Origin of the sequence: Streptomyces aculeolatus (genome assembly GCF_020400605.1) — a bacterium.
GTDB classification, from domain to species: Bacteria; Actinomycetota; Actinomycetes; order Streptomycetales; family Streptomycetaceae; genus Streptomyces; species Streptomyces aculeolatus.
On sequence record NZ_JAINRD010000025.1, the window covers coordinates 35,495 to 59,580 of the forward strand.

24 protein-coding genes are annotated in these 24,086 nt (G+C 73.7%); 15 read left to right on the top strand and 9 right to left on the bottom strand.

What is annotated here, in order from left to right; genetic code table 11:
- The first annotated feature begins 5 nt into the window (after window positions 1-5).
- The 5 genes from LG396_RS31740 (at window position 6) to LG396_RS31760 (ending at window position 6,015) form a co-directional block, all read left to right on the top strand.
- Window positions 6-1,592, top strand: a complete 1,587-nt coding sequence (locus tag LG396_RS31740; RefSeq protein ID WP_225797397.1) for an ABC transporter substrate-binding protein — start codon at window positions 6-8, stop codon at window positions 1,590-1,592.
- Window positions 1,592-2,536, top strand: a complete 945-nt coding sequence (locus LG396_RS31745) for an ABC transporter permease (RefSeq protein WP_225797398.1) — start codon at window positions 1,592-1,594, stop codon at window positions 2,534-2,536. The genes LG396_RS31740 and LG396_RS31745 overlap by 1 nt, the downstream gene beginning before the upstream one ends.
- 1 nt (window position 2,537) lies before the next feature.
- Window positions 2,538-3,431, top strand: coding sequence for an ABC transporter permease (locus tag LG396_RS31750; RefSeq protein WP_018838499.1), 894 nt, complete (start codon window positions 2,538-2,540; stop codon window positions 3,429-3,431).
- A 65-nt stretch (window positions 3,432-3,496) separates the two neighbouring features.
- The gene (locus LG396_RS31755; RefSeq protein WP_018838500.1) at window positions 3,497-4,330 is read left to right on the top strand and encodes a creatininase family protein; all 834 of its coding nucleotides are present in this window, start codon (window positions 3,497-3,499) and stop codon (window positions 4,328-4,330) included.
- Entirely contained in the window at window positions 4,327-6,015 is a 1,689-nt protein-coding gene (locus LG396_RS31760; protein ID WP_225797399.1) for an ABC transporter ATP-binding protein, read from the top strand. Before LG396_RS31755 ends, LG396_RS31760 begins: the two co-directional genes overlap by 4 nt.
- 23 nt (window positions 6,016-6,038) lie before the next feature.
- On the opposite strand, the gene LG396_RS31765 is transcribed toward LG396_RS31760, so the two are convergent.
- Window positions 6,039-6,716: a GntR family transcriptional regulator gene (locus LG396_RS31765; RefSeq protein ID WP_037746238.1), complete on the bottom strand. Its 678-nt coding sequence runs from the start codon at window positions 6,714-6,716 to the stop codon at window positions 6,039-6,041.
- A gap of 61 nt (window positions 6,717-6,777) precedes the next feature.
- Between LG396_RS31765 and LG396_RS31770 the strand changes: the two genes are divergently transcribed.
- The 5 genes from LG396_RS31770 to LG396_RS31790 all read left to right on the top strand — a co-directional run bounded on the left by LG396_RS31770 (window position 6,778) and on the right by LG396_RS31790 (window position 11,169).
- Window positions 6,778-7,536 (top strand): HpcH/HpaI aldolase family protein, encoded by a 759-nt coding sequence (locus LG396_RS31770; protein WP_225797400.1) that lies wholly within the window; start codon window positions 6,778-6,780, stop codon window positions 7,534-7,536.
- Window positions 7,537-7,584: 48 nt separating this feature from the next.
- Complete coding sequence (locus LG396_RS31775) at window positions 7,585-8,376, top strand: carbon-nitrogen hydrolase family protein (RefSeq protein ID WP_225797401.1); 792 nt, start codon at window positions 7,585-7,587, stop codon at window positions 8,374-8,376.
- Between the two features lie 131 nt (window positions 8,377-8,507).
- Window positions 8,508-8,774, top strand: a complete 267-nt coding sequence (locus LG396_RS31780) for a hypothetical protein (protein ID WP_225797402.1) — start codon at window positions 8,508-8,510, stop codon at window positions 8,772-8,774.
- A gap of 6 nt (window positions 8,775-8,780) precedes the next feature.
- A complete protein-coding gene (locus LG396_RS31785) occupies window positions 8,781-9,569 on the top strand; it encodes a hypothetical protein (protein ID WP_225797403.1) in 789 nt (262 codons plus the stop codon).
- 388 nt (window positions 9,570-9,957) lie between these two features.
- The gene (locus LG396_RS31790) at window positions 9,958-11,169 is read left to right on the top strand and encodes an acyl-CoA dehydrogenase family protein (protein WP_051642540.1); all 1,212 of its coding nucleotides are present in this window, start codon (window positions 9,958-9,960) and stop codon (window positions 11,167-11,169) included.
- Between the two features lie 182 nt (window positions 11,170-11,351).
- On the opposite strand, the gene LG396_RS31795 is transcribed toward LG396_RS31790, so the two are convergent.
- From LG396_RS31795 to LG396_RS31820, 6 genes are all read right to left on the bottom strand, one after another.
- The gene (locus tag LG396_RS31795) at window positions 11,352-11,972 is read right to left on the bottom strand and encodes a GAF domain-containing protein (protein WP_018838508.1); all 621 of its coding nucleotides are present in this window, start codon (window positions 11,970-11,972) and stop codon (window positions 11,352-11,354) included.
- Complete coding sequence (locus LG396_RS31800) at window positions 11,969-12,646, bottom strand: GTP-binding protein (RefSeq protein ID WP_037746227.1); 678 nt, start codon at window positions 12,644-12,646, stop codon at window positions 11,969-11,971. Before LG396_RS31800 ends, LG396_RS31795 begins: the two co-directional genes overlap by 4 nt.
- On the bottom strand, window positions 12,624-12,992 hold the full coding sequence (locus LG396_RS31805) for a DUF742 domain-containing protein (RefSeq protein ID WP_018838510.1): 369 nt from the start codon (window positions 12,990-12,992) through the stop codon (window positions 12,624-12,626). The genes LG396_RS31800 and LG396_RS31805 overlap by 23 nt, the downstream gene beginning before the upstream one ends.
- Window positions 12,993-12,999: 7 nt before the next feature.
- Window positions 13,000-13,404 (bottom strand): roadblock/LC7 domain-containing protein, encoded by a 405-nt coding sequence (locus LG396_RS31810; RefSeq protein WP_018838511.1) that lies wholly within the window; start codon window positions 13,402-13,404, stop codon window positions 13,000-13,002.
- Window positions 13,401-15,401 carry a sensor histidine kinase gene (locus tag LG396_RS31815; RefSeq protein ID WP_225797404.1) on the bottom strand — a complete coding sequence of 667 codons (2,001 nt, stop codon included), beginning with the start codon at window positions 15,399-15,401 and terminating at the stop codon, window positions 13,401-13,403. Before LG396_RS31815 ends, LG396_RS31810 begins: the two co-directional genes overlap by 4 nt.
- A 242-nt stretch (window positions 15,402-15,643) precedes the next feature.
- Window positions 15,644-17,476, bottom strand: a complete 1,833-nt coding sequence (locus LG396_RS31820) for a hypothetical protein (RefSeq protein WP_225797405.1) — start codon at window positions 17,474-17,476, stop codon at window positions 15,644-15,646.
- 207 nt (window positions 17,477-17,683) lie between these two features.
- On the opposite strand from LG396_RS31820, the gene LG396_RS31825 reads away from it, so the two are divergent.
- On the top strand, window positions 17,684-19,366 hold the full coding sequence (locus tag LG396_RS31825) for a tetratricopeptide repeat protein (protein ID WP_225797406.1): 1,683 nt from the start codon (window positions 17,684-17,686) through the stop codon (window positions 19,364-19,366).
- Window positions 19,367-19,399: 33 nt separating this feature from the next.
- On the opposite strand, the gene LG396_RS31830 is transcribed toward LG396_RS31825, so the two are convergent.
- Window positions 19,400-20,602 carry an NAD(P)/FAD-dependent oxidoreductase gene (locus tag LG396_RS31830; protein ID WP_308190144.1) on the bottom strand — a complete coding sequence of 401 codons (1,203 nt, stop codon included), beginning with the start codon at window positions 20,600-20,602 and terminating at the stop codon, window positions 19,400-19,402.
- 189 nt (window positions 20,603-20,791) lie between these two features.
- Here LG396_RS31830 and LG396_RS31835 point away from each other — a divergent pair, with 189 nt between their 5' ends.
- From LG396_RS31835 to LG396_RS31850, 4 genes are all read left to right on the top strand, one after another.
- Window positions 20,792-21,184: a RidA family protein gene (locus LG396_RS31835; RefSeq protein ID WP_037746219.1), complete on the top strand. Its 393-nt coding sequence runs from the start codon at window positions 20,792-20,794 to the stop codon at window positions 21,182-21,184.
- A gap of 83 nt (window positions 21,185-21,267) precedes the next feature.
- Window positions 21,268-21,789, top strand: coding sequence for an RNA polymerase sigma factor (locus LG396_RS31840; RefSeq protein ID WP_018838516.1), 522 nt, complete (start codon window positions 21,268-21,270; stop codon window positions 21,787-21,789).
- A 1-nt stretch (window position 21,790) separates the two neighbouring features.
- Entirely contained in the window at window positions 21,791-22,531 is a 741-nt protein-coding gene (locus LG396_RS31845; protein ID WP_225797408.1) for a hypothetical protein, read from the top strand.
- Between the two features lie 54 nt (window positions 22,532-22,585).
- The gene (locus LG396_RS31850) at window positions 22,586-23,059 is read left to right on the top strand and encodes an SAM-dependent methyltransferase (protein WP_225797409.1); all 474 of its coding nucleotides are present in this window, start codon (window positions 22,586-22,588) and stop codon (window positions 23,057-23,059) included.
- Window positions 23,060-23,209: 150 nt separating this feature from the next.
- Here LG396_RS31850 and LG396_RS31855 read toward each other — a convergent pair whose 3' ends face one another.
- Window positions 23,210-24,013, bottom strand: a complete 804-nt coding sequence (locus LG396_RS31855; RefSeq protein WP_225797410.1) for a helix-turn-helix domain-containing protein — start codon at window positions 24,011-24,013, stop codon at window positions 23,210-23,212.
- Window positions 24,014-24,086 lie beyond the last annotated feature (73 nt).

Genomic DNA, 24,086 nt, shown 5'->3' on the forward strand with positions numbered 1-24,086 from the left:
AATCAATGGCACCAATCAGCAGGCGGCACCTGCTCGCCGCCGGCGGTGGCGCGCTGGGCAGTGCGGCACTCGCCGCATGCGGCAGTCCGGTCAACCTGCCGTCGTCCATGGAGGAAGTGACGCCCCGGCCCGGCCGCCCGAATCGCGGCGGGGTGCTGCACTTCGGGCTCTCCACGGACCCGGCCAACCTCGATCCGCACGTCACCACCGGCGCCGCGTCGGACCTGCTGCGGCAGCTCACGTACAACGCGCTGCTCCAGTACGACGGCGACGGCGAGATCATCGGCGACCTCGCCGCCGAGTTCGGCTGGGCCGACGACACCACGTACGAGGTCAAGCTGCGCCCCGGGGTCCGCTTCCACGACGGCTCACGGCTGACCACGAAGGACGTCGCGTTCTCCTTCCGCCGCATGATGGACGAGAAGACCGCGGCGACCACGGGCCCGCTCCTCGACCTGGTCGAGGAGGTCGAGGCCGCCGACGCCACCAGGGTCGTCTTCCACCTGAAGCAGGCGGACTCCACGATCCCCTTCGTCCTCGCCAACCCGACCGCGAACATCGTCTCCCAGCGCTGGATCGAGTCCGGCGTCGACCCCAAGACGCAGGTCATGGGCACCGGCCCGTTCCGGTTCGTGGAGCGCATCCCCGGGGTGAGCACCACCTACGAGCGCTTCGACGAGTACTTCGAGCCCGAGCTGCCGTACGTCAACGCCATGGTCTTCCAGCCCATGAGCGACGACTACGCCCGCGTCACGGCCCTGCGCACCGCCACCGTCGACATGATCGACTACGTCCCCGCCACCCACGTCGACGTCATCAGCGAGAACCCCCGGCTGCGCTTCGCCTCTGACCGCAGCTTCGGCTTCGGCTTCGTCGGCTTCGTCACCAGCAAGCCGCCGTTCGACGACGTCCGCGTCCGCAAGGCCATCGCGCTGGCGATCAACCGGCCGTCCGTGCTGGAGACCGCGCTCCTCGGCCACGGCCAGCCGATCGACGGGGCACTGATGCCGCCCGCCTTCGCCCGCTACTCGGGCTCCCTCGACAACACCATGGACTACGACCCCGAGCAGGCCCGCTTCCTCCTCAAGAAGGCCGGCCAGGAGAACCTGACGCTGCCGGTCGTCACCACCAGCACGTACTCCGTCATCGCCCGCCCCGCCCAGGCCATGCTGCCCGGCATCCGGGAGGCCGGGGTGGACGTGCGGCTGACCCAGCAGGAGTGGCTGACGTTCCGGGCGAGCGTCGAGGCCAGGTCGTACCCCGTGCACTCCTGGGGCACGGCGCCGAAGTTCGGCGACGCCGCCTCCCTCAGCGACTTCCTCGGCAGCACCGGCACCTTCACCGCGAACACCGACTTCAAGGACGAGCGGCTCGACCAGCTCCTCGCCGAGGGCCGCCGCACCCGCGACCGCGCGCTGCGCGACGAGATCTACCGGGACGTCGAAAAACGGGCCCTGGACCTCGTGCCGATGACCTGGACCGTACGCCGTCAGCAGGGCGAGGCGCACTACGACTACGTCAAGGGCTACGAGCACCCGCCCAAGGGCTCGTGGACCGGCGTGACGCTGCGCCGCATATGGATGGACAAATAATGAGACGGTTCCTCCTCACCAGATTCGCGCAGGCGGTGCTCCAGCTCTTCGCCGTCGGCAGCATCGTGTTCCTCCTCGTCCGCCTCATCCCCGGCGACCCGGCGCGTGCCGCGCTCGGCGAGGGCGCCACCGAGGAGCAGGTCGCGCAGACCCGCGAGGCGATGCACCTCAACGACTCCTTCGTCAGCCAGTACTTCGGCTTCTGGGGCCGGCTCTTCCAGGGCGACCTCGGCACCTCGCTGCTGAGCAGCCGCCCCGTGATGCAGGACCTGCCGAACCGGCTGGGCAACTCCCTGGAGCTGGTGCTCGTCTCGCTGGTCATCGCGGTCACGCTCGGCGTGCTGCTCGGCCGGGTCGCGGCCACCCGCGCGGACAAGCCCGCCGACCACGCGCTCGTCGCCGGCTCGATCTTCGGCATCTCGCTGCCGGTGTTCGTCGTCGGCACGCTGCTGCTGATGGTCTTCGCGTTCCTCGTGCCGATCCTGCCGCCGCAGCGGTTCACCACCCCCTGGCAGGATCCGGTGGCCCACCTGCAGATCCTCATCCTCCCGGTGGTGACGCTCACCGCCGCCTCCTGCGCGGTCATCACGCGCATGACGCGCGCGGCGATGCTGGAGACGCTCTCCGCGGACTACGTGCGCACCGCCCGCTCCAAGGGCCTCGCCGAGCAGCGGGTGATCAAGGACCACGCACTGCGCACCGCGCTGCTGCCGGTGGCGTCGGCGACGACGGTGGAGCTGACCACCCTGATCGGCAGCACCGTGCTGGTGGAGACGATCTTCGGCTGGCCCGGGGTGAGTTCGCTGCTGATGAGCGCGGTCGGGCAGCGCGACTACCCGGTCATCCAGGCCGTCGTCCTCGCCGTCGCGGCCGTCGTCATCCTCGTCAACCTCGTCGGCGACCTGGTCGTACGAGCCCTCGACCCGCGGGCGGAGGAAGCCTGACATGCCGACCGTCGAACTCACCACCTCCCCCGCGCCGCCCACCGCCGCCACCCCGCCCCGCCGGGGCGGCCGGCACCTGCTGCGCGGCCTGGCGAGCAACCGGCGCACGTCCGTCGCCGGCGGCTTCCTGCTGCTCGTCGGCGCCGCCGCGCTGTTCGCCCCGCTGATCGCACCGCACGACTACCGCGACATCGCCGGCACCCCGCTCACCCAGGGCGGCGTGCTGGGCATCGACGACTACGGGCGGGACGTGCTCTCCCGGCTCCTCATCGGGCTGCGCACGTCCCTGGCCGTCGCGCTCTCCGCGGTCCTCATCGCCGGCGCCATCGGCACGACGCTGGGCCTGGTCGCCGGCTACGGCGGGCGCTGGGCGTCGAGCATCATCATGCGCGGCATCGACATCCTGCTCAGCTTCCCGCCCATCGTGCTGGCCATCGCCGTGGTCGCCGCCATGGGTCCCGAACTGGTCAACGTCGTCATGGTCATCGGCGTGCTGTACATCCCGCGGTTCACCAGGATCGTCTACAGCCAGGTGCTTGCGATCCGCAGCGTGGAGTACGTCGAGGCCGCCGAGATCATGGGCACCGGGCGCAGCACCATCCTGCTGCGCACGATCCTGCCGAACGTCGCCGCACCGGTGATCGTGCAGCTCAGCCTGTCGGTGAGCTTCGCCATCCAGATGGAGGCGGGGCTGAGCTTCCTCGGCCTCGGCGCCCAGCCGCCGCTGCCGTCGCTCGGCACGATGGTCGGCGCGGGCCGCGACTTCCTGGAGGTCCAGCCCACGCTGCTGGTCTACCCGTCGGTGCTGATCATCCTCATCGTGCTGGCGCTGAACGTCTTCGGCGACGGCTTGCGCGATCTCCTCGACCCCCGCCGCAGCGGCACCGACTCGTGAACTCCCCCGTACGCAACACAAGCACCACCGCACCAACAGCACAGCAGCGAAAGGAACCGAACCCCATGGCCGTCTCCCTGCCCGACACCCACCGTCTCGGCGAGCTGTCCTGGACGCAGGTCAAGCACCTGGCGGAGCAGGACCCGGTCGTCCTGCTGCCCATCGGCGCCATCGAGCAGCACGGGCCCCACCTGCCGGTCCACGAGGACTCCATCGTCGCCGAGTGGGTCGCCGACAAGCTCGCCCGCGAGCACGGCCACTGGGTCGCGCCCGCCCTCAACTACGGCCACTCCGGCGTGTTCCGCGGCTTCGCCGGGAACCTCTCCCTCAGCCAGGAGACGCTGCGCAACGTCACGTACGAGATCATCGAGGCGCTGGTGGCCTCCGGCTTCCGGCGCATCGTCATCGTCGACAACAACGGCGGCAACGTCGGCCCGGTGACCGGCGCCGCGCTCGACGCCCGGCGCGACTTCGGCGTGCTCGTCGGCCACCTCTACCCCTGGCAGCTCGGCTACGCGCTCATGCGCGACGTGTACGAGGACCCGGCCACCGCCTACGGGCACGGCGCCGAGCCGGAGCACTCGGCGATGCTGGCGATGTTCCCCGAGCAGGTGCAGAGCGAGCTGGCCGAGCCCGGCGGGCTCTCCTCGCCGGCGGGCTGGACGCCGACCAGCTACACCGAGGCGGCCATCCCCGGCCAGCCCGTACCCGGCACGGTGCTCTGGGACTTCTCCGAGATCAGCGCCACGGGCTGCACCGGCGACGTGAGCCTGGGCAGCGCCGAGACCGGCAAGGTGTGGATCGAGCGGGTCCTCGGCTTCTGCGCCGCGTACCTGGCGGAGTACGACCGCAACACCCGTACGGCGGCGGGCGCCGGAACCGCGGCGGTGCCGAAGTGACCGGCGCAGGTCGGGAGAAGGAAGGGGCGGCGCCCGAGCCGGTGCTGAGCGTCGAGCGGCTGTCGGTCGACTTCCGCGTCGCCGGGGAGTGGACGCCCGCCGTACGGGACGTCAGCTTCACCGTCGGCCGCGGCGAAGTCGTCGCGCTGGTGGGCGAGTCCGGTTCGGGCAAGTCGGTCAGCTCGATGTCCGTCCTGGGCCTGGTCGCCGGCAGCGCCCGGCACCGGGGCAGCATCCGCTTCCACGACACCGAGCTGCTCGGCCTCGGCCACGAGGCGCTTCGCGGCGTCCGCGGCAAGCGCATCGCGATGATCTTCCAGGAGCCGATGACGGCGCTCAACCCCGTCTACACGATCGGCAAGCAGATCGCCGAGGCGATCCGCTGCCACGAGAAGGTCTCGGCGGCCGGCGCCCGCACCCGGGCGATCGAACTGCTGACGAAGGTCGGCATCCCGGAGCCCGAACGCCGCGTGGACAGCTACCCGCACCAGCTCTCGGGCGGCCAGCGGCAGCGCGCGATGATCGCCATGGCGATCTCCGGAAACCCCGAGGTCATCATCGCCGACGAGCCGACGACCGCGCTCGACGTCACCGTGCAGGCCGAGATCCTGGAACTGCTGCGCGGCCTGCGCCGGGACCTCGGCTCCGCGGTGCTGATCATCACCCACGACATGGGCGTGGTCGCCGACGTCGCCGACCGCGTGGTGGTGATGAAGGAGGGCGAGGTCGTCGAGGAGGCGCCCGTCGGGCGGCTGTTCGCGGCGCCGGAGCACGAGTACACCCGCCGGCTGCTGGCCGCGGTGCCCAAGCCGCCTCCTCCGGGAGCGGAGCCCGTCGCGGAGCCGAAGCCCGAGGCTCCGAAGGACACGACGCTGCGGGTACGGGGCCTGGAGGTCGAGTACCCCGGGCGGCTGGGCCGCAAGGGCTTCAAGGCCGTGCACGGCGTGGACCTGACGATCGGCAAGGGCGAAGTCCTGGGCCTGGTCGGCGAGTCCGGCTCCGGGAAGTCCACCATCGGCCGGGCCGTCGTCGGGCTGGCCCGCGCGACCGCCGGGTCCGTCGAGGTCTGCGGCACCGACGTCACCGGCCTGTCCGGCCGCCGGCTGCGGGCCTTCCGGCCGACGTACTCGATGGTCTTCCAGGACCCCGGTGCCTCGCTCAACCCCCGCTGGTCGATCGGCGACTCGATCGCCGCGCCGCTGCTCGTCAACCGGACCGCCGGCCGCGCCGCAGCCCACGCCCGGGTGGCGGAGCTGCTGGAGCAGGTGGAGCTGCCGGCGCAGTGGGCGGGCCGGTTCCCGCACGAGCTGTCCGGCGGCCAGCGCCAGCGCGTCGGCATCGCCCGCGCCCTGGCGCTGGAGCCGGAGCTGCTGATCGCCGACGAGCCGACCTCGGCGCTGGACGTCTCCGTCCAGGCCACCGTGCTGCGGCTGTTCCGCGAGCTGCAGGACCGGCTCGGCTTCGCGTGCCTGTTCATCAGCCACGACCTCGGCGTCGTCGAACTCCTCGCGCACGAGGTCGCGGTGCTGCAGAACGGCCGGCTCGTGGAGCACGGCCCGGCGCGCGAGGTGCTGGCCAACCCGCGTACGGAGTACACGAAGCGGCTCGTCGCCGCCGCGCCCGTGCCGGACCCGGTCGAGCAGGCGGAGCGGCGGCGGCTGTGGCGCGAGATGGCGGCGGCGTGAGCGCCGCGCACCGCTCCCGCCGGTCACCTGAGGTTCGCGACCACCGTCTGGTCGGGGTTCAGGTGGGCGCGGATCGTACGGACCGCGGTCTCGAACTCGTACCCGCCGAGGGAGTCGAGCAGCGCGGTGTGCTCGCGCATGATGAGCGGCAGCCGCTCGGGGCGGATCGTTATGGCCGAGACCCCGATGCGCTGGTGGCGCGGCCGGAGGCTGCGGAACAGGTCGGTGAGCACGGTGTTGCCGGTGGCCTGGACGAAGCCGAAGTGGAACTGGAAGTCGAGCTTGCCGTGCTCGGCGATCGCCTCGCGGTCGCCGGTGCGGCAGCGCGCCAGCAGGTCCGCGTCCCCCATCCGCTCCAGCAGTTCGGCCTGCCGGGCGGGGATCTCCAGCCGCTTCTCGCACAGGGTGCGGAAGCCGTGTATCTCCAGGACCTGGCGCATCTCGTACGTCTCGATCATCTCGGCCACGGTGACGCGGCGGACCTGCGCGCCGCGCCGCGGCAGCAGGTCGAGGTACCCCTCGGCGGCCAGCCGGTGCAGCGCCTCGCGCACCGGCGTCCGCGACACCCCCGCCGCCTCGGAAAGGACCTTCTCCTCCAGGAACGAGCCCTCCGGGTACCGCCCCAGCAGGACGGCCTCCCTGACCCACTCGTACGCCCGCGCCCGAGCCGTCACCGCACGGCCGCCCTCGTCGACTGACACGCTCCCCGCCCTCTGTAGCTCCATGTGTATACGCAGTGTATACCTACTCACGAGGAGGCTCATGCCCCCGCGCACGACCGACCGCCGGCGCGCCTACGCCGCCTGGCTGTCCGACCCGGGTTTCGCCACCGCCGAGATCGTGGCCGCCGCCGGGTACGGCGCCGTGGTGCTCGACATCGAGCACGGCGCCTTCGACCTCGCCGACCTGGAGCGCTTCATCCCGTTCCTGCGCCGGCTCGACCTCGACGTGCTCGCCAAGGTCCTCGGCCCCGAACGCGGCCCGATCCAGCAGGCGCTGGACTTCGGCGCCACGGCCGTGGTCGTGCCGCACGTGGAGAGCGCGGCGCACGCCGCCGAGGTCTGCTCGTACGGCAAGTTCCCCCCGCTGGGCGACCGCAGCTTCGCGGGCGGCAGGACCGCGGGCTACGGCGGGTTCGACGACGACTGGATCGCCCGCCAGGACCGCGAGACCCGGGTCTACCCCATGATCGAGGACGCGGGGGCCATCGAGGAAATCGAGAAGATCCTCGAACTGCCGGTGGTCGACGGGGTGTTCGTCGGCCCCAGCGACCTGTCGATGCGCCGCTCCCGCGGCGCGTACACCCGCAGCGAGGCGGACTTCGCCGACCTCGCCGCCATCGCGGACGCCGCCCGGGCCGCCGGCAAGCCGTGGGTGCTGCCGGCCTGGTCCGCGGCGGAGAAGGCGTTCGCGCTCGCGCACGGCGCCGACCAGCTGGTGCTGACCATGCAGCACGGCGCGCTGCTCGCCGGGTTCAGCGCCGCGGTCGCCGAGACCGACGAACTGGCCGGCCGCCCCTGACCCGGCCGCCGGCCGGCACCCGTTCCACGACACGAAAGGCACCACCTCATGCTCGCCACCGTCGCCCAGTTCGCCGCCACCACCGACAAGGCCGCCAACCTGGAGGCCGCCGCCGGTCTCGTCGCCACCGCCGCCGCGCGCGGCTCCGACCTCGTCGTCCTCCCCGAGAACTCCATGTACGCCGACCCCGACCCGCAGGCCGAGACGGCGAGCAAGGCCGAGGCGGTCGACGGCCCGTTCGCCACGGCGATCGCCGCGCTGGCCAAGGAGCACGGCGTCGCGATCGTCGCCGGGATGACGGAGGCCGCGGCCGGCGGGGGCAAGCCCAGCAACACCGTGCTGGCCGTGGACGGCACCGGCGAGCAGTTCGGCGTCTACCGCAAGGTGCACCTCTACGACGCCTTCGGCTACCGCGAGTCCGACCGCGTCCAGGCGCAGCCCGCCAAGGCGCTGACCTTCCGCCTCGGCGGCCTCACCGTCGGTGTCATGACCTGCTACGACCTGCGCTTCCCGGAGATGGCCCGGTTCCTGGTCGACGCCGGCGCCGAGGCCCTCGTCGTACCCGCCGCCTGGGTCGCGGGACCGGTCAAGGAGGACCACTGGACCACGCTGCTGCGGGCCCGGGCGATCGAGAACACCGTGTACGTCCTCGGCTGCGGCCAGACGGGACCCGTCTCGTGCGGGCAGAGCGCCATCATCGACCCCATGGGCCAGATCGCCGCGTCCGCCGGTGAGACGCCCGGAGTGGCGTCCGCGGTACTGGACGCCGCGCGGGTCGCGGAGGTACGCGCGAAGAACCCGAGCCTCGCCAACCGCCGCTTCTCCGTGACGTTCGACTGACGGCGGGACCTGAGGCAGCAGCCGCGCGTGGACCGTGGACGGCGCTCCCCCGAAGGGGGGAGCGGACGTCGCGGAGAAGCCGTACATTGAGAGCGGCCTGTCGAGTTCCGCGGCCCGGAGGAGGAGCGGGCGTGGGCGAACCGCCGGAATTAGAGGTGTCCGTCTCAGCCGGGAGTGATCGATTCGCCCCGGACGACGACCGTTGGCTTTCCCAGACCCGGCTGCTGCACCAGGACCTGGCGCGCACTGCCGAACGCCTGGCGCTCCACACGCGGGACACTTCCGGTACGAAGGGCGGCGGCCTGGAGCACGGGCTGCGCGGTGCGGGCAAGGCGACGGCGGAGCCTGCCGAAGACCTGGCGGAGGAGCAGCGGGAGGACATAGACCCGCGTGAGTGAGCCGGGATGCGCCACGGGGCCGTCGGCCACGACGGGTTCGTCACCGTCACCGACGTCTACCAGTACGTGCACGCAAGGCTCAAGCCACGTCATCAGCAGCCGCTGATGAAGACGGACGGCCAGGCCGGCCAGGTGTGGCTGGCGCGCAGGCCGCTGCGGCGGGAGACCACCTCCGCCCGGACCGACGACAGTCCCGCACCAGCACCCGCCCCAGCAGCCGCAGCCGCAGCCGCAGTGGACGTGCGTCCCGTGTTCACCGACCTCCGGGGACGCGCCGTCCGCGCGCGGGCCGAAAGCCACTTCTCCGGAGTGGTCCACGTCTTCACCCGCGGCTCGACGGTGCTGAGCATCCACCGGGACAGGCTGATCGAAGCCGGTGAGGGGACCGAGGTCACCGCCGTGCTGTCGGCGCGGCCCAAGCACGTCCGCAGCACTCCGAGCGAGGACGGCGACGCCCTGTTCGAACTGCCCGACGGCATGGGTACCGTGCGGTGGAGCGCGAGCCAGTTGCGGGAGTCCACCCTCCTCTTCCGAAGGATCAGGGAACGATGGGCGTTTCAACGCATGCGCCGCTTCCTGCTGCTGCCCGTGCTCCCCGTCACTCGCATGATGATGACCGTGAGCGTGGATGAGGACGAAACCCCGCCAGGGGCGGGACCCGTCACTGCCGGGGGCCGTGCGCCCGAAGTCCACGCGCACGTGCGGTCCGAGGGTGACCGGCCCGAGTTCGAGCTGTCGATCCCCCTCCTCGACTACCACATCCCCCGCATCAAGCAGGGCCTCCCCCCCTTTTGACACACCGCAAGGCACTCCCCGGCCCGTCGATGTCATCGGCCCGCCGGCAGCCGGGCAGTGGGTCGCCGTCCGCACCCCGCAGGGAGTGCTGTGGCCGCGCGGCAGGGCGCGGTAGCCGACCGGTCGCTGCCGGCCGAGTGGGGGCCGTTCCGGGGGCGTTCGGCCTCGGCGGGCCCGCGAGCAAACCGGGCCGTAGCGTGCATTCGAGGCGGGTGCGGAGCGCGACGGCGCGCACACAGCGAGGTGAACGACCCGGAAGCGAGCGTTTCCGGGTACTGCGGCGAAGGCGATAAATCCTCACGGTGGGTGGAGGCCCTACCCGGCCTCTGTCACCACAGGCCCACGCCGACCTGCTCACCCCACCTGCACGCGAGAAGGCGAGACTCAGATGGACGGTTACTTCCTCACGGAGCGTCATATACGTCTCAGGGAGGAGGTCCGCACCTACGCGGAGCGCGAGGTCCGCCCCCGTGTCGCGGGGATGGAGGAGTCGCGGAGCGTGCAGTACGAGCTGTCCCGCGACATCGCCAGGCAGGGCTGGCTCGGCGTCACCGTCGAGGCGGAGTACGGCGGGATGGAGATGGGGCACCTCGCCAAAACGATCGTGATCGAGGAGCTTTCGCGCGTGAGCGCCGCCATGGGCGCGATGGTGCAGGCGTCGCAGCTCGGCGTGGCGAAGATCGTGCACTTCGGCAGCGCGGTGCAGAAGAAGACGTGGCTGCCCCTGGTGTCCGCCGGCCTGTGCATGCCGACCATCGCCGTCACGGAGCCGACGTCCGGCAGCCATGTGCTGGGGATGTCGGCGAGCGCGGAACGCGTCGGCGACGAGTACATCCTCAACGGCCGCAAGGTGTTCGTCGGCAACAGCCACGTGGGTGATCTCCACGGCGTCGTCGTACGCACCGGAGCGGGCTCCAAGGGCCTCTCGGCGCTGCTCGTGGAGTCCGACCGCCCCGGCTGCATGCTGGGCCCGCACCGGCCCTCCATGGGCCTGCACGGCTTCAGCTTCGGCGAGGTGATCTTCGACAACTGCCGGGTGCCGGTGTCGAACCTGCTGGGGCAGGAGGGCGACGGGCTCTCGGTCGCGTACTCCTCCAGCATCCTGTACGGCCGGCCCAACCTCACCGCCGTCGCCCTCGGCATCCACCAGGCGCTCGTGGAGGAGACCACCGCGTTCGCGGCGCGGCAGATCCGCTACGGCAGGCCGCTGGCGGAGCTGGGCACGGTCAAGCAGCGGCTGGGGGAGATGCAGTCGCGGCTGATGACCGCGAGGCTGGCCGCGTACCACGCGACGCACCTGCTGGACCGCGGGCTGCCCTGCGACGCGGAGTTGCAGAACGCCAAGCTCGTCAACGTCGAGTCCGCGCTCGACTCGGCGCGTACGGCGATGGAGGTGCACGGCGCGTGCGGGCTCTACCCGGAGATGTCCGTGGAGCGGTATCTGCGCGACGCGTACCACGTGTTACCGCCGGCGGGCACCTCAGACGTGCAGCGGCTGCGGCTGGCGGAGGTGGCACTCGGCGCGGACCACGAGCCGTGGTCGACGCGTCTCGCGCCCCACGCGGCGGCGCCCCAAGCGGTGGCGTCCCAGGCGGTGTGACGCGCCGCGTCCGGCGGAGAGGCGGGCGGCGGTGAAGCGCGGGGCGGCGGTGACGGCGCCGCCCGCCCGCCGGTCCGGGCGCCGGGCGCGCGGGGAGGCGCGGCGCGGGCCGCGGGCCCGAGCGCGGGGGCCCGGGGGCGCGCAGCCCCCGGACCGCCCCCGCGGCGCGAACGCGGGGGCCTTCAGCTCGCCGCCCGGCCCCGGCTGCGCTCTTCGAGGATCTCCATCAGCGAACGGGCCTGGGTCTTGATGAACTCCAGCCCCTCCTGCGCCTGCCGCCCCCACGGGCGCGGCTCGGTGTCCACCACGCACACGGTGCCCAGCGTCACGTCCGTCACCGGGTCGATGAGCGGCGCGCCCATGTAGGTGCGGATGCCGATCTGGTCCACCACCGGGTTGCCCGCGAAGCGCGGGTACGCGCACACGTCGGGCAGCACGAGCGCGGTGCGCCGGCCGACGACGTGCGGGCAGTAGCCGTGGTCGCGGTCCATGATCCGGCTGACCTCCGGCTTGCCGCCGGGCTGGTCGGCGAGGCTGGGGTCGGCCCAGTCGGCGGGCGGCGCGTACAGGCCGGTGAAGTACTGGTGGTCCGTGATCAGGTTGACCATCGCGTACGGGGTCCCGCCCAGCTGGGCCAGCGAGGCGGCGCCCTCGGCGAGGCGGGCGGCGAAGGCGTCGAACTCCGGGTCCGGGCGGTCGCCCAGGCCGAGTTCGTGCAGCCGCTGCTTGCGCCGCTCCAGCTCCTGGTCCTGCTCCCCGTCGGTCATCAGATGGCGGGCGGTGTGGTGGTCGAAGGTCGTCATGCGGGGCTCCTCGGTGGGGAGGTGGGCACGGGCTGTGCGGACTCGGACGCGGACGCCGCCCCGGCCTCGGCCGCCGGCTCCGCCGGGGGTGCGGCCCTGGCGGCCACGGACCGGGCGTGCGCGTGCTCGACCAGCTTGATCAGCAGGTGGCGCGCGGAGCTGGTGGCGCGGGCGTCGCAGCACATCACCGGGGTGTCGCTGCGCAGATGGAGCGCGGCCTTCACCTCTTCCGGGGTGTAGTGGTAGGCGTCGTCGAACTCGTTGATGCCCACCACGAACGGCAGGCCGCGCCGCTCGAAGTACTCGACGGCCGCGAAGCAGTCCGCGAGCCGCCGGGTGTCGGCGAGGACGACGGCGCCGATGGCGCCGCTCGCGAGGTGGTCCCACATGAACCAGAACCGCTTCTGGCCCGGCGTGCCGAACAGCAGCAGCATCAGGTGGTGGGCGCTGAGGGTGATGCGGCCGAAGTCCATGGCGACGGTGGTCGCGTCCTTCTCCGGCACCCCGTCCAGGCTGTCGTGGTCGACGCTCGCGGCGGTCAGGGTCTCCTCGGTCGTCAGCGGCGGGATCTCGCTCACCGCACCGACCATCGTGGTCTTGCCGACCCCGAACCCGCCGGCTATCACGATCTTCAGCGGGACGAAGGAGTCGTCAGAGATTGCGTAGTCCGACAAGGACCTTCTCCAGTAGGTATGGGTCGGTGGGGTCGGGCGGGCCCGCGGGCGCCGTCAGGATGAGCGCGCAGGTGTCGAGCAGGTCGCACAGCAGGATCTTGGTGACCGCCACCGGCAGCCCGAGCCGGCCGGCCACCTCCGCCACCGAGCGCGGGCCCGCGCGGCACTCCCGCAGCGTCTCGTCGTGCTCCGGCGTCAGCGGCACCCGGGGCAGCGTCCTGGCCGCGATGACCAGGGTCTCCAGGGCCAGCCGGCGGGTCGGCGCGGTGCGCCCGCCGGTGACCGCGTACGGGCGTAACCGCGGGGCGCCGTCGGTCACCCAGGGGGCGTCGTCGTACGACGTCATGTCCCGGTCACCGGGCGTGGCCAGGGGCCGCGGTCACGGCCGTCCGCGCGGGCGAGGTGAGGTGCGTCGGGACGCGCTTGACCAACTGGCCCATCTCGTAGCCGATCACGCCCAGGTCCGCGTCCGGCTCCGCGAGCACCGCCAGCACGGCGCCGGGGCCCGCCGCCATCACGCAGAGCACCACGTCCTCGTGCTCCACGAGCACCTGGCGCACGCCGCGCACGGTGTCGGTCCCGATGCCGGCACCGAGCGAGAAGAGCCCGGTGGCCACCGCGGCGAGCCGGTCGGCGGAGGCGGTGTCGAGGTCGTGGGCGTGCATGCGCACGCCGTCCGTCGAGGCGACGACGGCGCTGCGCGCGCTGGCGACCTGCTGGACGAAGTTGGCCAGAAGCCAGTCGAGGCTTTCGCTCACGAAGACGGGCCTTCCGTGGATCGGTGCTGGTGCGTGGGGGAGGGGGAGGGGGTGGGGTCGGCCTGTTCGCCGTCCTCGGCGGCGCGGGAGCCGGCGGTGAAGCTGGCCATGAGGCCGGTGTTCAGGGGAAGGGCCGAGGGGGCCGCGCCGCCGGGTACGGCGCCTCCGGGGAGGCCGGGTTCGCGGCGCAGCTCCGGTACCAGGTGGCTGCCGGACCGCTCGGGCAGCGGGGGGCGCTGTCCGGGGGCCGGGGCCTGCGGCGCGGGGGCCGGGACGCGGGCGGCGTGGCGGGGGGTGTAGCCGGCCGCGGGGTCGGGGGTGTGCGGGGTGGCGTCGGGGTGGCCGGCCGCGGGGGCCGGGTGGACGGGGGTGCGCTCGTGGGCGGCGGTGGTCTCGTACGGGGCGGGGGTGTCGTACTCGGTGCCGTCGTACGCGGGGGTGTTGTCGTACGCGCCGAGGGGGTCGGGCGCGCGGCCGGTGTCGTGGGCGGGGGCGGTCTCGTGCGCGCCCGTCATCCGGTGCGCACCCGTGGCCTCGGCGGCGCCGGAGAGCTGGGGTGCGCCGTTGATCTCGTGGGCGCCCTGCGGCCGTTGCCGTGCCACGCCGTTGGCGGCTCCGGCGGTCGGGGCGGCTCCGGCGGTCCCGGCGGGCAGCGGCGCGGCGGCGGCGAGCGCCGCGGGCTGCGGCTGCGCCTGGGCCTGGGCCGGTGCCGGCACCTGCGGCTGCGGCTGCGCCTGTGACGGCGGCGCGACGGCGGCCGCGGTCTGCTGCGCGCGGGCGGCGGCGCGCTCGCCCTTCTCCTCCGGGTCCATCAGCAGCGCGTTGGGCAGCAGCACGGTGGCGCGGCAGCCGCCGTAGACGTTGCGCTGGAGCTGCACGGGGATCCGGTGCCGGCGCGCGAGGTGGGCGACCACGAGGAGGCCGATGCGGCCGTCCTTGATCTGCTCGTCCACGACCTGCGGCGTGGCCCGGCTCAGCAGGGTGTTCATCCGGTCCTGCGTGTCGGACTGCAGGCCCAGACCGCGGTCGTCGATCTCCACCACCAGGCCGGCCGCGGCCGGCTCGACGCGCAGTTCGACCTTGGTCTCCGGCGGGGAGAACCCGGCGGCGTTCTCGACGAGTTCGGCGATCAGGTGGATGACGTCGGGGGCGACGGCACCCTCCAGCACGCCGGTCATCGGCGGCACCAGCTTCACCCGCCCGTAGTCCTCGACCTCGGAGACCGCGGAGCGCAGCACGGCGTTCACCGGCATCGGCCGGCTGATGCGGCGCGGCACGGCGCCGCCGAGGATCGCCAGGCTCTCCACCTGGCGGCGCAGCCGGGTGACGAGGTGGTCGAGCTGGAAGAGGCCGTGCAGCAGGTCCGGGTCCTCGACCTGCTTCTCCAGCCCGTCCAGTTCGTCCAGGGAGCGGATGACGAGGTTCTGCAGCCGGCGGGCCAGGTTGACGAAGACCTCGATGCGGCCGCGGGACGAGACGTCCACGACGGCCTTGAGCGCGGCGTGCACGGTGGCGTGCACCAGGCGCTCCACCGACTCGGGGGTGACGTCGGCGGCGGCACGGGCGGCGGGGGGTGAGGAGAGCGACAGGGTGTCGGGCTCGGGGCGCTCGCCGCGCTGCGCCTGGTCGACCAGGCGCAGCAGTTCGCCCTGCGCGGCCTCCAGGAGCGCGGTCAGCTCCAGGTTGCGTTCGGTACGGGCGTCCTCCTCGGCGTCGATGGCGTCGGCGAGCGCGCCGATGCGGAGTATCGCCAGGACCGTGATGCCTACCACGGCCAGCACTCCGGCGCCGATGATCATGCGGGTCTCTGCGCTCGTCGACCCGCCTATGAGCGCGCCGTACGTCGTGGCGCCGCCCACCAGCAGCGCGGCGGACACCGGCAGCAGCGTGACCCGCCAGAGGCGGGCGCGCAGCGCGCGGCCCGCGCGGCGCCGCCGGGACGGGAAGCGGCCCTGGCGGGGGCCGGTGTTCCCGGCGGGAGCGGGGTGGTCGGACATGGGCTTCCTCGCTTGATGGGCCGTACGAGGACAGCCTCCGGCTGCGCTGTCGTACGGCGTCGTCGTGCGGCGTTTCTTCCGGCCGTCTGCCGGGCAGTGCGCAGGGGCGCACATCACATCGGATGGTCACGGTGGTCAGGGCGGCACCGTGAGCCACACCTACATTGCTCAGCCGCGGGTGTCGTTGCCACCGCTCCCCGGGGTCGTTTGGGGGTCGCTTCCCGGGGGTTCGAACGTGTGCGTCATCTTCGCCCGCCGCGGGGCCCGCCGGGCCGGAACTGCGTTCGGTTTCCGCCGGTCACGGCCCCGGCGAAGGCTCCGGGGAGGTCGGCCTCCGCGGTGCCCGGGACCGGCTCGCCCGGCCCCAGCCCGCCGACGTAGCGCAGCACGTCGTCCAGCTCCGCCAGGCCGATCAGCCGGCTGCGCGGCCGGAGCATCCCGGCGCTGCCGTAGCGCCCCAGCTCCGCGCACCGGGCGGTCAGCCAGGCCCAGTCGAGGTCCAGGTGGTCGGCGAGCCGGCGCAGCCGCTCCGCCGCCGTGGGAGCGTCGATGACGCTGTGCGTCTGCGCGTGCCGCACGGCGTCGGAGTACGCGCGCAGCCGTGCCCAGTGGCTGGTGGTGTCGACCTGCCAGATGCCGTCCGTACGCAGCCAGTTGGCGATGACCGCCCGCTCCCCCGGCAGCAGCGCGAACCCGTCGACCTGCGCGTACTCCGGCTCCGTGCACACCCACGTGGTCAGCCCGTGCCGCTCCAGCAGCGCCAGCGTCAGGAACAGCAGCGTGCGCTCGTAGCGCTCGCTGGTCTTGACCGCGTTGTGCGGCAGGCAGAAGACGTGCCCGTACGGGCGGTCCGAGCCCGCGAGCGCGTCGCGCAGCGACCGCAGGTAGGCGTGCTTGTGGCGGAAGAACAGCCACGCGGCGGCCTCTTCGCCGTACTGCTCGCGCGCCCAGAACACCGGCGGCTCGCCGGAGTCCGCGCGCAGCTCGCGCAGGATGTGCTGGTCGCAGACGTGCGAGCCGAGCCACGCGGTGCCGACGTCGGACAGCTCCGGCATCGCCGAGCGGGCCACCGCGGACCGCTCGCGGGTCAGGAAGTCGTCCAGGCCGCTGCGCTCCGCCTCCAGCACGGCGTCGTCGGCGAGGAGGCCGTCGTCGAGGTTGAGCACGGCCCACAGGACCCCGTACGTGAGGTCGTCGAGCCGGTACGCGCGCGGGATCGGCAGCACGTCCACCGGGTCCGCGGCGACGGGCTGGCGGGCGCGTACGGCGTCGAGGACGAACAACCCCTCGCCGCGCCGCGCGCCGAGCGCGGCGAGCAGGAGCGCGCGGCGCGCGGGGCGGATGAAGTCGCGCAGGTGCGGGTGGTCGTCGGGCCCGATGACGACGCTGTCGGAACCGGCCTCCGCCTCGTACAACTGCACGGCCACGGAGGTGCCGTCGAAGACGCGGTGGCCGTCGAGCTGCCAGACCCCGCCGCCGCCGGGGGCCGGCGCGGTGGGCGACAGGAACGACGTGGACCAGGTGACGTCGAGCGCGCGGGCGGTGGCGAGCGAGGCGTCGTCGGGGAGGCGGGGCGTGGTGAACGTGCGCGTGGGCGCGGGGCCGAGGAGCGCGTCGACGTCGATGCCGAGCATGTGCTCCAGGACGGTGCCCGCGTTGCCGCGCGGTATCTGCTCCCCGGCGAGCCACCGCTTGAAGGTGGTGCTGGAGATGGTGAGTCTGGCGAGGCGCGGGTCGCCGTACTCGGCGGCGGCCTTGCGGGCGGCGTGCGTGTAGTGGACCTCGAACGTCGAGAACCTGGCCCAGCCGCGCTTGGCCAGCTCGACGCGCAGCAGCGTCGGCGGGGGCGGCGGCACGGGGCCGTGCTCCGACTCCCGCGGGGCGTCCTCCGGGAGGTCTTCCGGGGCCTCTGCGGTGTCTGCTCTGGTCTCGGTCCTGGTCTCCGCGGTGTCCGCTCTGGTGTCCGATCTGGTGTCTGCTCTGTCCCCCCGGGCGGCGCCCAGGGGGTTGCCCGAGGGGTCGTCGTCCGCGGGCTGCGGGGTGTGGCCGTCGGCGGGTGGTCCCGTCGTGGTCATGTAAGCGCTACCTCGATCTGCCGGCTCAGACCGGAACTTTGCGCTCCGTAGCCTGCCGTCTGGCATGTGCCATGTGTAAGTTCCGAGGGTGTGCAGAGCGTTCACCGAGACTGCACGCATTAAATCGGGTGATCTTCCAGGTCGTTCGAGGGTCGTCCGGCCGCAACCGGCCTTCGGGGCGCCCCAGACGGGCAATAATGCGCGACCATGACGCGAGGCAGGCCCACGACTCGGTTGACATTGACGGACCGGGAACTCCACTTCCTCGAACACCTGGTCGCACACAGCGCCACCCCGGCGGCGAGACGGCTCCACTGCCGCATCGTGCTCGCGTGCGCGGCGGGGGAGTCGAACGGGGAAGTCGCGGACCGGTTCGGGGTCACGGCGGCGACGGTGTGCCGCTGGCGCAACCGCTTCGCGCGCGAACGGCTGGGGGCGGTGGGGGAGAGCACGGCCGCCGCCGCGCGGAACGCGGCCGCCGCGGGGCGCGACGGGGCCACCGCGCGCGGACGCGTGCGGGTCAACGTGCGGCTGGCCGCGCTCATGCGGGAGTCGGGCCTCACCCCGACGTCCCTCGCCGGCCAGGTACGCGAGCTGGGCCGGCGCCGCGGCCTCGAACTCCGCTGCACGCACACGTACGTCAAGCGCTGGCTGCGCGGCAGCTTCGGCTCCTCCGTACCGCCCGAGCTGATCGCCGCCGTGTTCTCCCGCCGCCTCGGCCGGGACATCACCCCCGGCGACATCGCCGCCCCCTCCCCCACCGGCTACTCCCTGACCGGCGGGGGGACCCCCATGGGCCGCCGTCTCCCCCCCGACGACCTCGGCCTGCGCGGCCCGACCACGCCGCTCGGCGCCGTCCGCACCGCCGCCCAGCTCTGGGACGCCGACCCGCGCTACGCCCTGCCGCCGGTGTCCGCCACCGCCCTGCGGGACTCCGTACGCCGGTGGCGCCGCGCCACGCCGCCCGCGCCGCCGCAGCGCGCCGCGGGCTCGTACCGCGTCGGGCAGCCGGACATCGCGAAGATCCACGCGCTCACCGAGCACCTCGCGATGCTCGACAACCGCTACGGCGGCGGCGCCGTCCGCTCGATAGCGATGACCCATCTGCGCACCGACGTGCTGCCGATGCTCGAAGGCAGCTACACCGGCGCCGTCGGCCGCAACCTGTTCCGCGCCGCGTCCCTCGTCACCCACCACACCGCGCACCTGCTGTACGACACCGGCCGGCACGGCGCGGCCCGGCGCTACCTGCGGCTCGCGCTCGACATGGCGTACCACGGCCAGGACCGCGCGTTCGCCGCCAAGATCCTGGGGACCCTCGCCCACCAGGCCGTCCACCTCGGCGACTACCGCGAGGCCGTCGAACTCGCCGAAGCCGGCCTCGCCGAACCCGGGCTGACCCCCGCGGGCCGGTCCGTGCTGCACGCGATGGCCGCCCGCGCGCACGCCCGGCTGCGCGACCCGCGCGCGACCGCCATCTCCCTCTCCCACGCCGAGAGCACCCTGGCCGCCGGCAGCCCCGCCCAGGAGCCGGTGTGGCTGCGCTACTTCAGCGGCGCGGAGCTGCACGACGAGATCGCGCACTGCCTCGTCGACCTGCGGCAGGCGCGCGCCGCCCGGCCGCACGCGGAGCACGGGATCGCCGCGCGCACCGACCGGTACGCGCGCAGCATCGCGTTCACGCGCGTCGTGCTGGCCACGGCGTGGCTCCAGCAGCGCGAGGTCGAGCACGCCTGCCAGGTGGCGACGGGCGCGCTGCGGGCGACGGAGGACATCCAGTCGGCGCGCGTACGGAGCTATCTGGCCGGGTTCCGGGAGCGGCTGCGGCCGTTCCGGAACGTGCCGGCGGCGCGGGACTTCTCGTACAAGGCGGCGCTGATGCTGAAGTGAGCGGCCGGGCGCGCCCGGCCCGGCGCGCCCGCCTCAGCGTACGAACCGGGCCGGCCGGTACGGCGCCAGCTCCGGCGCCTCCCGGCCGGTCAGCAACTCCCCCGCCACCAGCTCCCCCAGCCGCAGCGACAGCGTCATGCCGCTGTGCGTCACGACGGAGTACAGCCCCTCGGCCTCGGCGTGCCGGCCGACGATGGAGTTGTCGTCGGGCGGCAGCGGGCGCGTGCACACCCGGGCGTCGGCGAGCCGGGCGGCCCGCGCGAGCGCGGGCAGCATGTCGCGGGCGCGGGCGTGGAGTTCGCGGGCGAGCGCGGTGACGCGGTCCGCGGGCGTGTGCTGGTCGACCTCGTCGTTGAGGTCCAGCGCCTCCAGGTAGACGCGCCCGCCCGCGAGCGGGCGGGCGTGCAGGCGCGGGCTGAGCACCATGCGGGTCAGCGGCGGGCCCGCGCCGGCGTCCGGCAGCAGGTGGGCCAGCAGCGTCGGCGCCTCGGAGCCCGGCGCGTCGCCGGGCACCAGCGGCACGTGCGCGCCGGCCAGCGCGGCGACCGCCGGGGTGCGCCACCCGGCGCAGCACACCGCGACGTCCGCCGGCACCGTCTCGCCCCCGGCGCACCGCACGCCGCGCACCCGGCCGCCCGCGGTGTCGATGGCCACGACGCGGGCGGCCTCGCCGGTACGGACGTGGACGCCGCGGGCGCGGGCGGTGGCGAGGAGGTGGGCGACGAACGGCCGGGTGTCGACGGCCGCCTCGTCGGGGAAGTACGCGACCCGGGCGGCGTCCTCGATCCGCAGCGCCGGCTCCAGCTCCCGGGCGCGGGGCACGGGGATCCACTCCGCGGCGTACCCCCAGTCCCGCAGCCGGGCGACGGTCCGCCGGAGCTGGTCGAGACCGGCGCCGCCGGAGGCCCACCGCAGCGCACCGCCGGGGCGGTACCACCCGGCCCCGTCGCCGCCGCCTTCCCCGCCGCTGCCGCCGCCTCCTGCGCCCGCGTACGCGGCCGGGCCGGTGGCCCGTACGAGGTCGGCGTGGGCGCGCATGCCCGAGACCGCCAACTCGTGGTAGTGCCGCGGGGTCTTGGAGTGGGCGTTGATCCAGGCCATGGAGCTTGCCGTGGTCCCCGCCCCCGGCTCGCCCCCGTCCAGCAGCCACACCTCCGCGGGTCCGGCCGCTCCCCGTCCCCCGCCGCCGAGCCGCGCCGCCAGCGCCGTACCGATCACGCCTGCACCGATCACCACAATGCGCACGATGGATTCGCCCCCGTTTCGCTCGTGCACGTAGTCCTCTCCAGGCTGCCACCGAGCGGCCCGCGGCGCGGGAATGGAAGATGACGTGTCCTGATATCGCCCGTGGCGGGAAGGAAAGCAAGATTCGCGAGGAAGGTAGTTTCGAGGGCGCGACAACTGATCGACGAGCGGAGCACGCGCATGCAGCAGCACATCGTCCGGCCCGAGGGATCCCCGCCGGTCAACGGCTACAGCCACGCCGTGGCGTTCACCGGAACCATGGTCGCCGTCTCCGGCCAGGTGCCGCTGGACGGGGACGGCCGCCTGGTGGGCCCGAACGACGCGGAGGCGCAGGTGCGCCAGGTCTTCGCGAACCTCGACACGGCCCTTCGGGGGGCTGGTTCCGGCCTGGAGCACGTCGTGAAGCTGACGGTCTACCTGACGGACCTCGCCGACCTGCCGGCGTTCCGCCGCGTACGGGACGAGCTGCAGAACCCGGCGCTCCCGCCCGCCAGCTCGCTGGTGCAGGTGGCGGGGCTGGTGAGCCCGGACTTCCGGGTGGAGGTGGACGCGCTGGCCGTGGTGCCGGAGTGAGTCCGCGGCCCTGGCGAACGTTCCGCCCCGGTACTCCGTCATAGCCCTGACGCGGTTGCAGGCGTGGCGAGGGAGGGGACGCGATGGCAGTCCGCCGCAGACCGGCGCACGAGGCGGGCCCCGCCCTGTCCGCCGCCGACGCGAGCCGGGTGCGGGCCGTGCTCGCGCTCGGCGGCGTGCCGTTCGGCGAACTCGACGACGGCGTGCAGCAGGTCCAGCTCAAGCTGCTGGAGCAGCAGCACCGCCCGGACCGCGCCCCCGTCCGCAACCCGGCCGCCTGGGCGGCGGCCGTCGCCTCGCGCGTGGCGGCCGACTGGCACCGCGGCCGCACCCGCGACGCGGGCCTGCGCGACCGCCTGGCCGCCCGCTGGACCCGCCCGGCGGAACACCCCGAGGACGCGCGGCTGCTGGCCCTCGCGGTCGCGGAGGGCCTGGAGGAACTGCCGGCGGGACAGCGCCAGGTGGTGGTGCTGCGCTACTACGCGGACCTGCCGGTGAAGGACATCGCGGAGGCGCTGGGCATCCCGGAGGGCACGGTCAAGAGCCGCCTGCACGGGGCCGCGGCGGTGCTGCGCACACGGCTGCGGGAGAGGGAGGTGCGGTGAGGTGGCCGGTCTGACGGAGGCGGAGGAGGAGCGGCTGCGGAAGGCGCTCGGGGTGATCGCGGCGGAGTCGGCCGTGGTGGACACAGCGGACGCGGCGGCCGTACGGGAGGAGGCCGCGGCCGGCGGGGAGGGGGAGGCCGGCTGGGCCGGGCCGCCGGGGCGGGCGCGGGGGGCGCGCCGGGCGCGCCGGGTGCGCGGGGTGCGGCGGGCGCGGCGGGCCGCGGCGGTGGCCCTGAGCGCGGCGGCGGTGGCGGCGTTCTGCTTCCTCGCGTACACGGCGATCGGCGGCGCGGAGACGGACCGCACCGCGAAGGGCGGAGCGGGGGGCGGCGCCGACGCGGACGGCAAGGGCCTGACCCTGCTGGAGAACGCCGCGTGCACGAAGCGCCTGCTGGAGGGCACGGTGGCCGACGTGGAGAAAGTGCCGCATCCCCCGGACGCGTTCCCGTGGGTGGAGGTCACACTGACCGACGTCCGCTGGCACACGCCCCCGTCGACCGAGACGCGCACGACGGTGCGGATCCCGGACCCGGAGGAGTGGAACGACGAGAAGCCCTTCGCCCGCGGCGAGCACCTGCTGGTGGAGGACCTGGGGCAGGAGTCGGTCACGTATTACCGCAGCGTGCCGGGCAAGCCGATGCTCGACCTGGAGACGGTCCGCGACGAGCGCCTCCGGGCGATGAACAAGGCGCAGGAGAAGGGCGTGCGCTGCCCGTCGTTCTGGGTGAACCGGGACGGCTGACGGGACCGGCGCCGGCACGGGAGGCGGCGGACGCGCCGGGGATAGCCTCGGGCCATGCGCAGCTTCGAGATCACACCGATCGGCACCGTACGCAACGACCGGACGGACATCCAGAACACGGACAACTGGGGCGCCGTACGCAGCACGATCACCGTCGACGAACGCTTCGGCGAGGACTGCCTGACGGGCCTGGAGGGCTTCTCCCACGTGGAGGTCCTCTTCCTCTTCGACCGGTTCCCGACGGCGGCCGACGACGACTTCCGCGAACCCCGCCCCTACCGGGGCCGCGCCGACCTCCCGCCGATGGGCGTCTTCGCGGGCCGCGGCCCGCGAAGACCGAACCGGATCGGGGTGACGTGCTGCGCGATCGAGTCGGTCGAGGGGCGGGAGCTGACCGTGGTGGGACTCGACGCGGTGTCGGGGACACCGGTCGTGGACCTGAAGCCGGCGATGGCGGAGTTCCGCCCGGGGGAGATCGGTCAGCCGGAGTGGGTGAGCGACATGATGTCGGAGTACTTCAAGCCCTAGCCGAACCCGGAGGACCCGGAAGAGCCCCGGAGGACCCGGAAACCCCAAGGACCCCCGCACACCCGCCCAAGGGTAGGCGCCCGCTCCGACAAACCACCCACATCCCCGCACGCCCACCCAAGGGTAGGCGCCCGGTCTGACAACGCCGGATCACCGGGCCGCCCGCCCGCTCCCGCCGGCCTCCTCGAACGAGGCGCCGCCGCCCAGGTACTGACCCGGGGACGTGCCGACGGTGCGGCGGAACGCCGCGAGGAAGGCGCTCGGCGTCGCGTACCCCACGGCGTGCGCGACCCGGGAGACGGGTTGTCCCTCGGCGAGCAGCGGGAGGGCGGCGCGCAGCCGCACATGGGTGCGCCAGCGGTCGAAGTTCATGCCGGTGTCGCGGACGAACAGCCGGGTCAGGGTGCGCCGGCTCACCCCCGCGTCCCGCGCGTGCGCCTCGAGGCTCCGGGCGTCCGCGGGGTCGGCGAGCAGCGCGTCGGCCACGGCCCGTACGCGGTCGTCGGAGGCGCTCGGTACGTCGATGGGCGTCGCCGGCAGGGGCCGCAGGAGATCCAGGACGACCGCCTCGGCCCGCAGGCGCGCACCGTCGGGCAGGTCGTCGTCGCCGAGGTACGCGATGAGGTGGGCGAGCAGCCCGTCGATGCCGACCGGCGTGGGTTCCGTCCAGTCCAGGTCGCACCTGTCCGGTGCGAAGTACAGGCTGCACAGCACCGCGTCGCGCGTCGCCCCGGTGCGGTGGACGACGCCCGCGGGCAGCCACAGCGCGCGCGTACGCGGCAGGACCCAGTAGGCGTCGCCGACGGCGACGCCGAGCACACCGCGCCGCGCCCAGGCCAGCTGGTGCTGCGGGTGGCTGTGCGGGACGAACCACTGCCCGGACGCCAGCGGGAAGGTGCCGACGACGATGGCACCCACGCCGACCGGGACGGCTCCGAAGACGGCGTCGGTCATGCGCCCAGCGTATGTCCTCAACGCGATACGACCTGGCCCTGTAACGCATCGCGGCCAGCGCGGCGGCTGCATA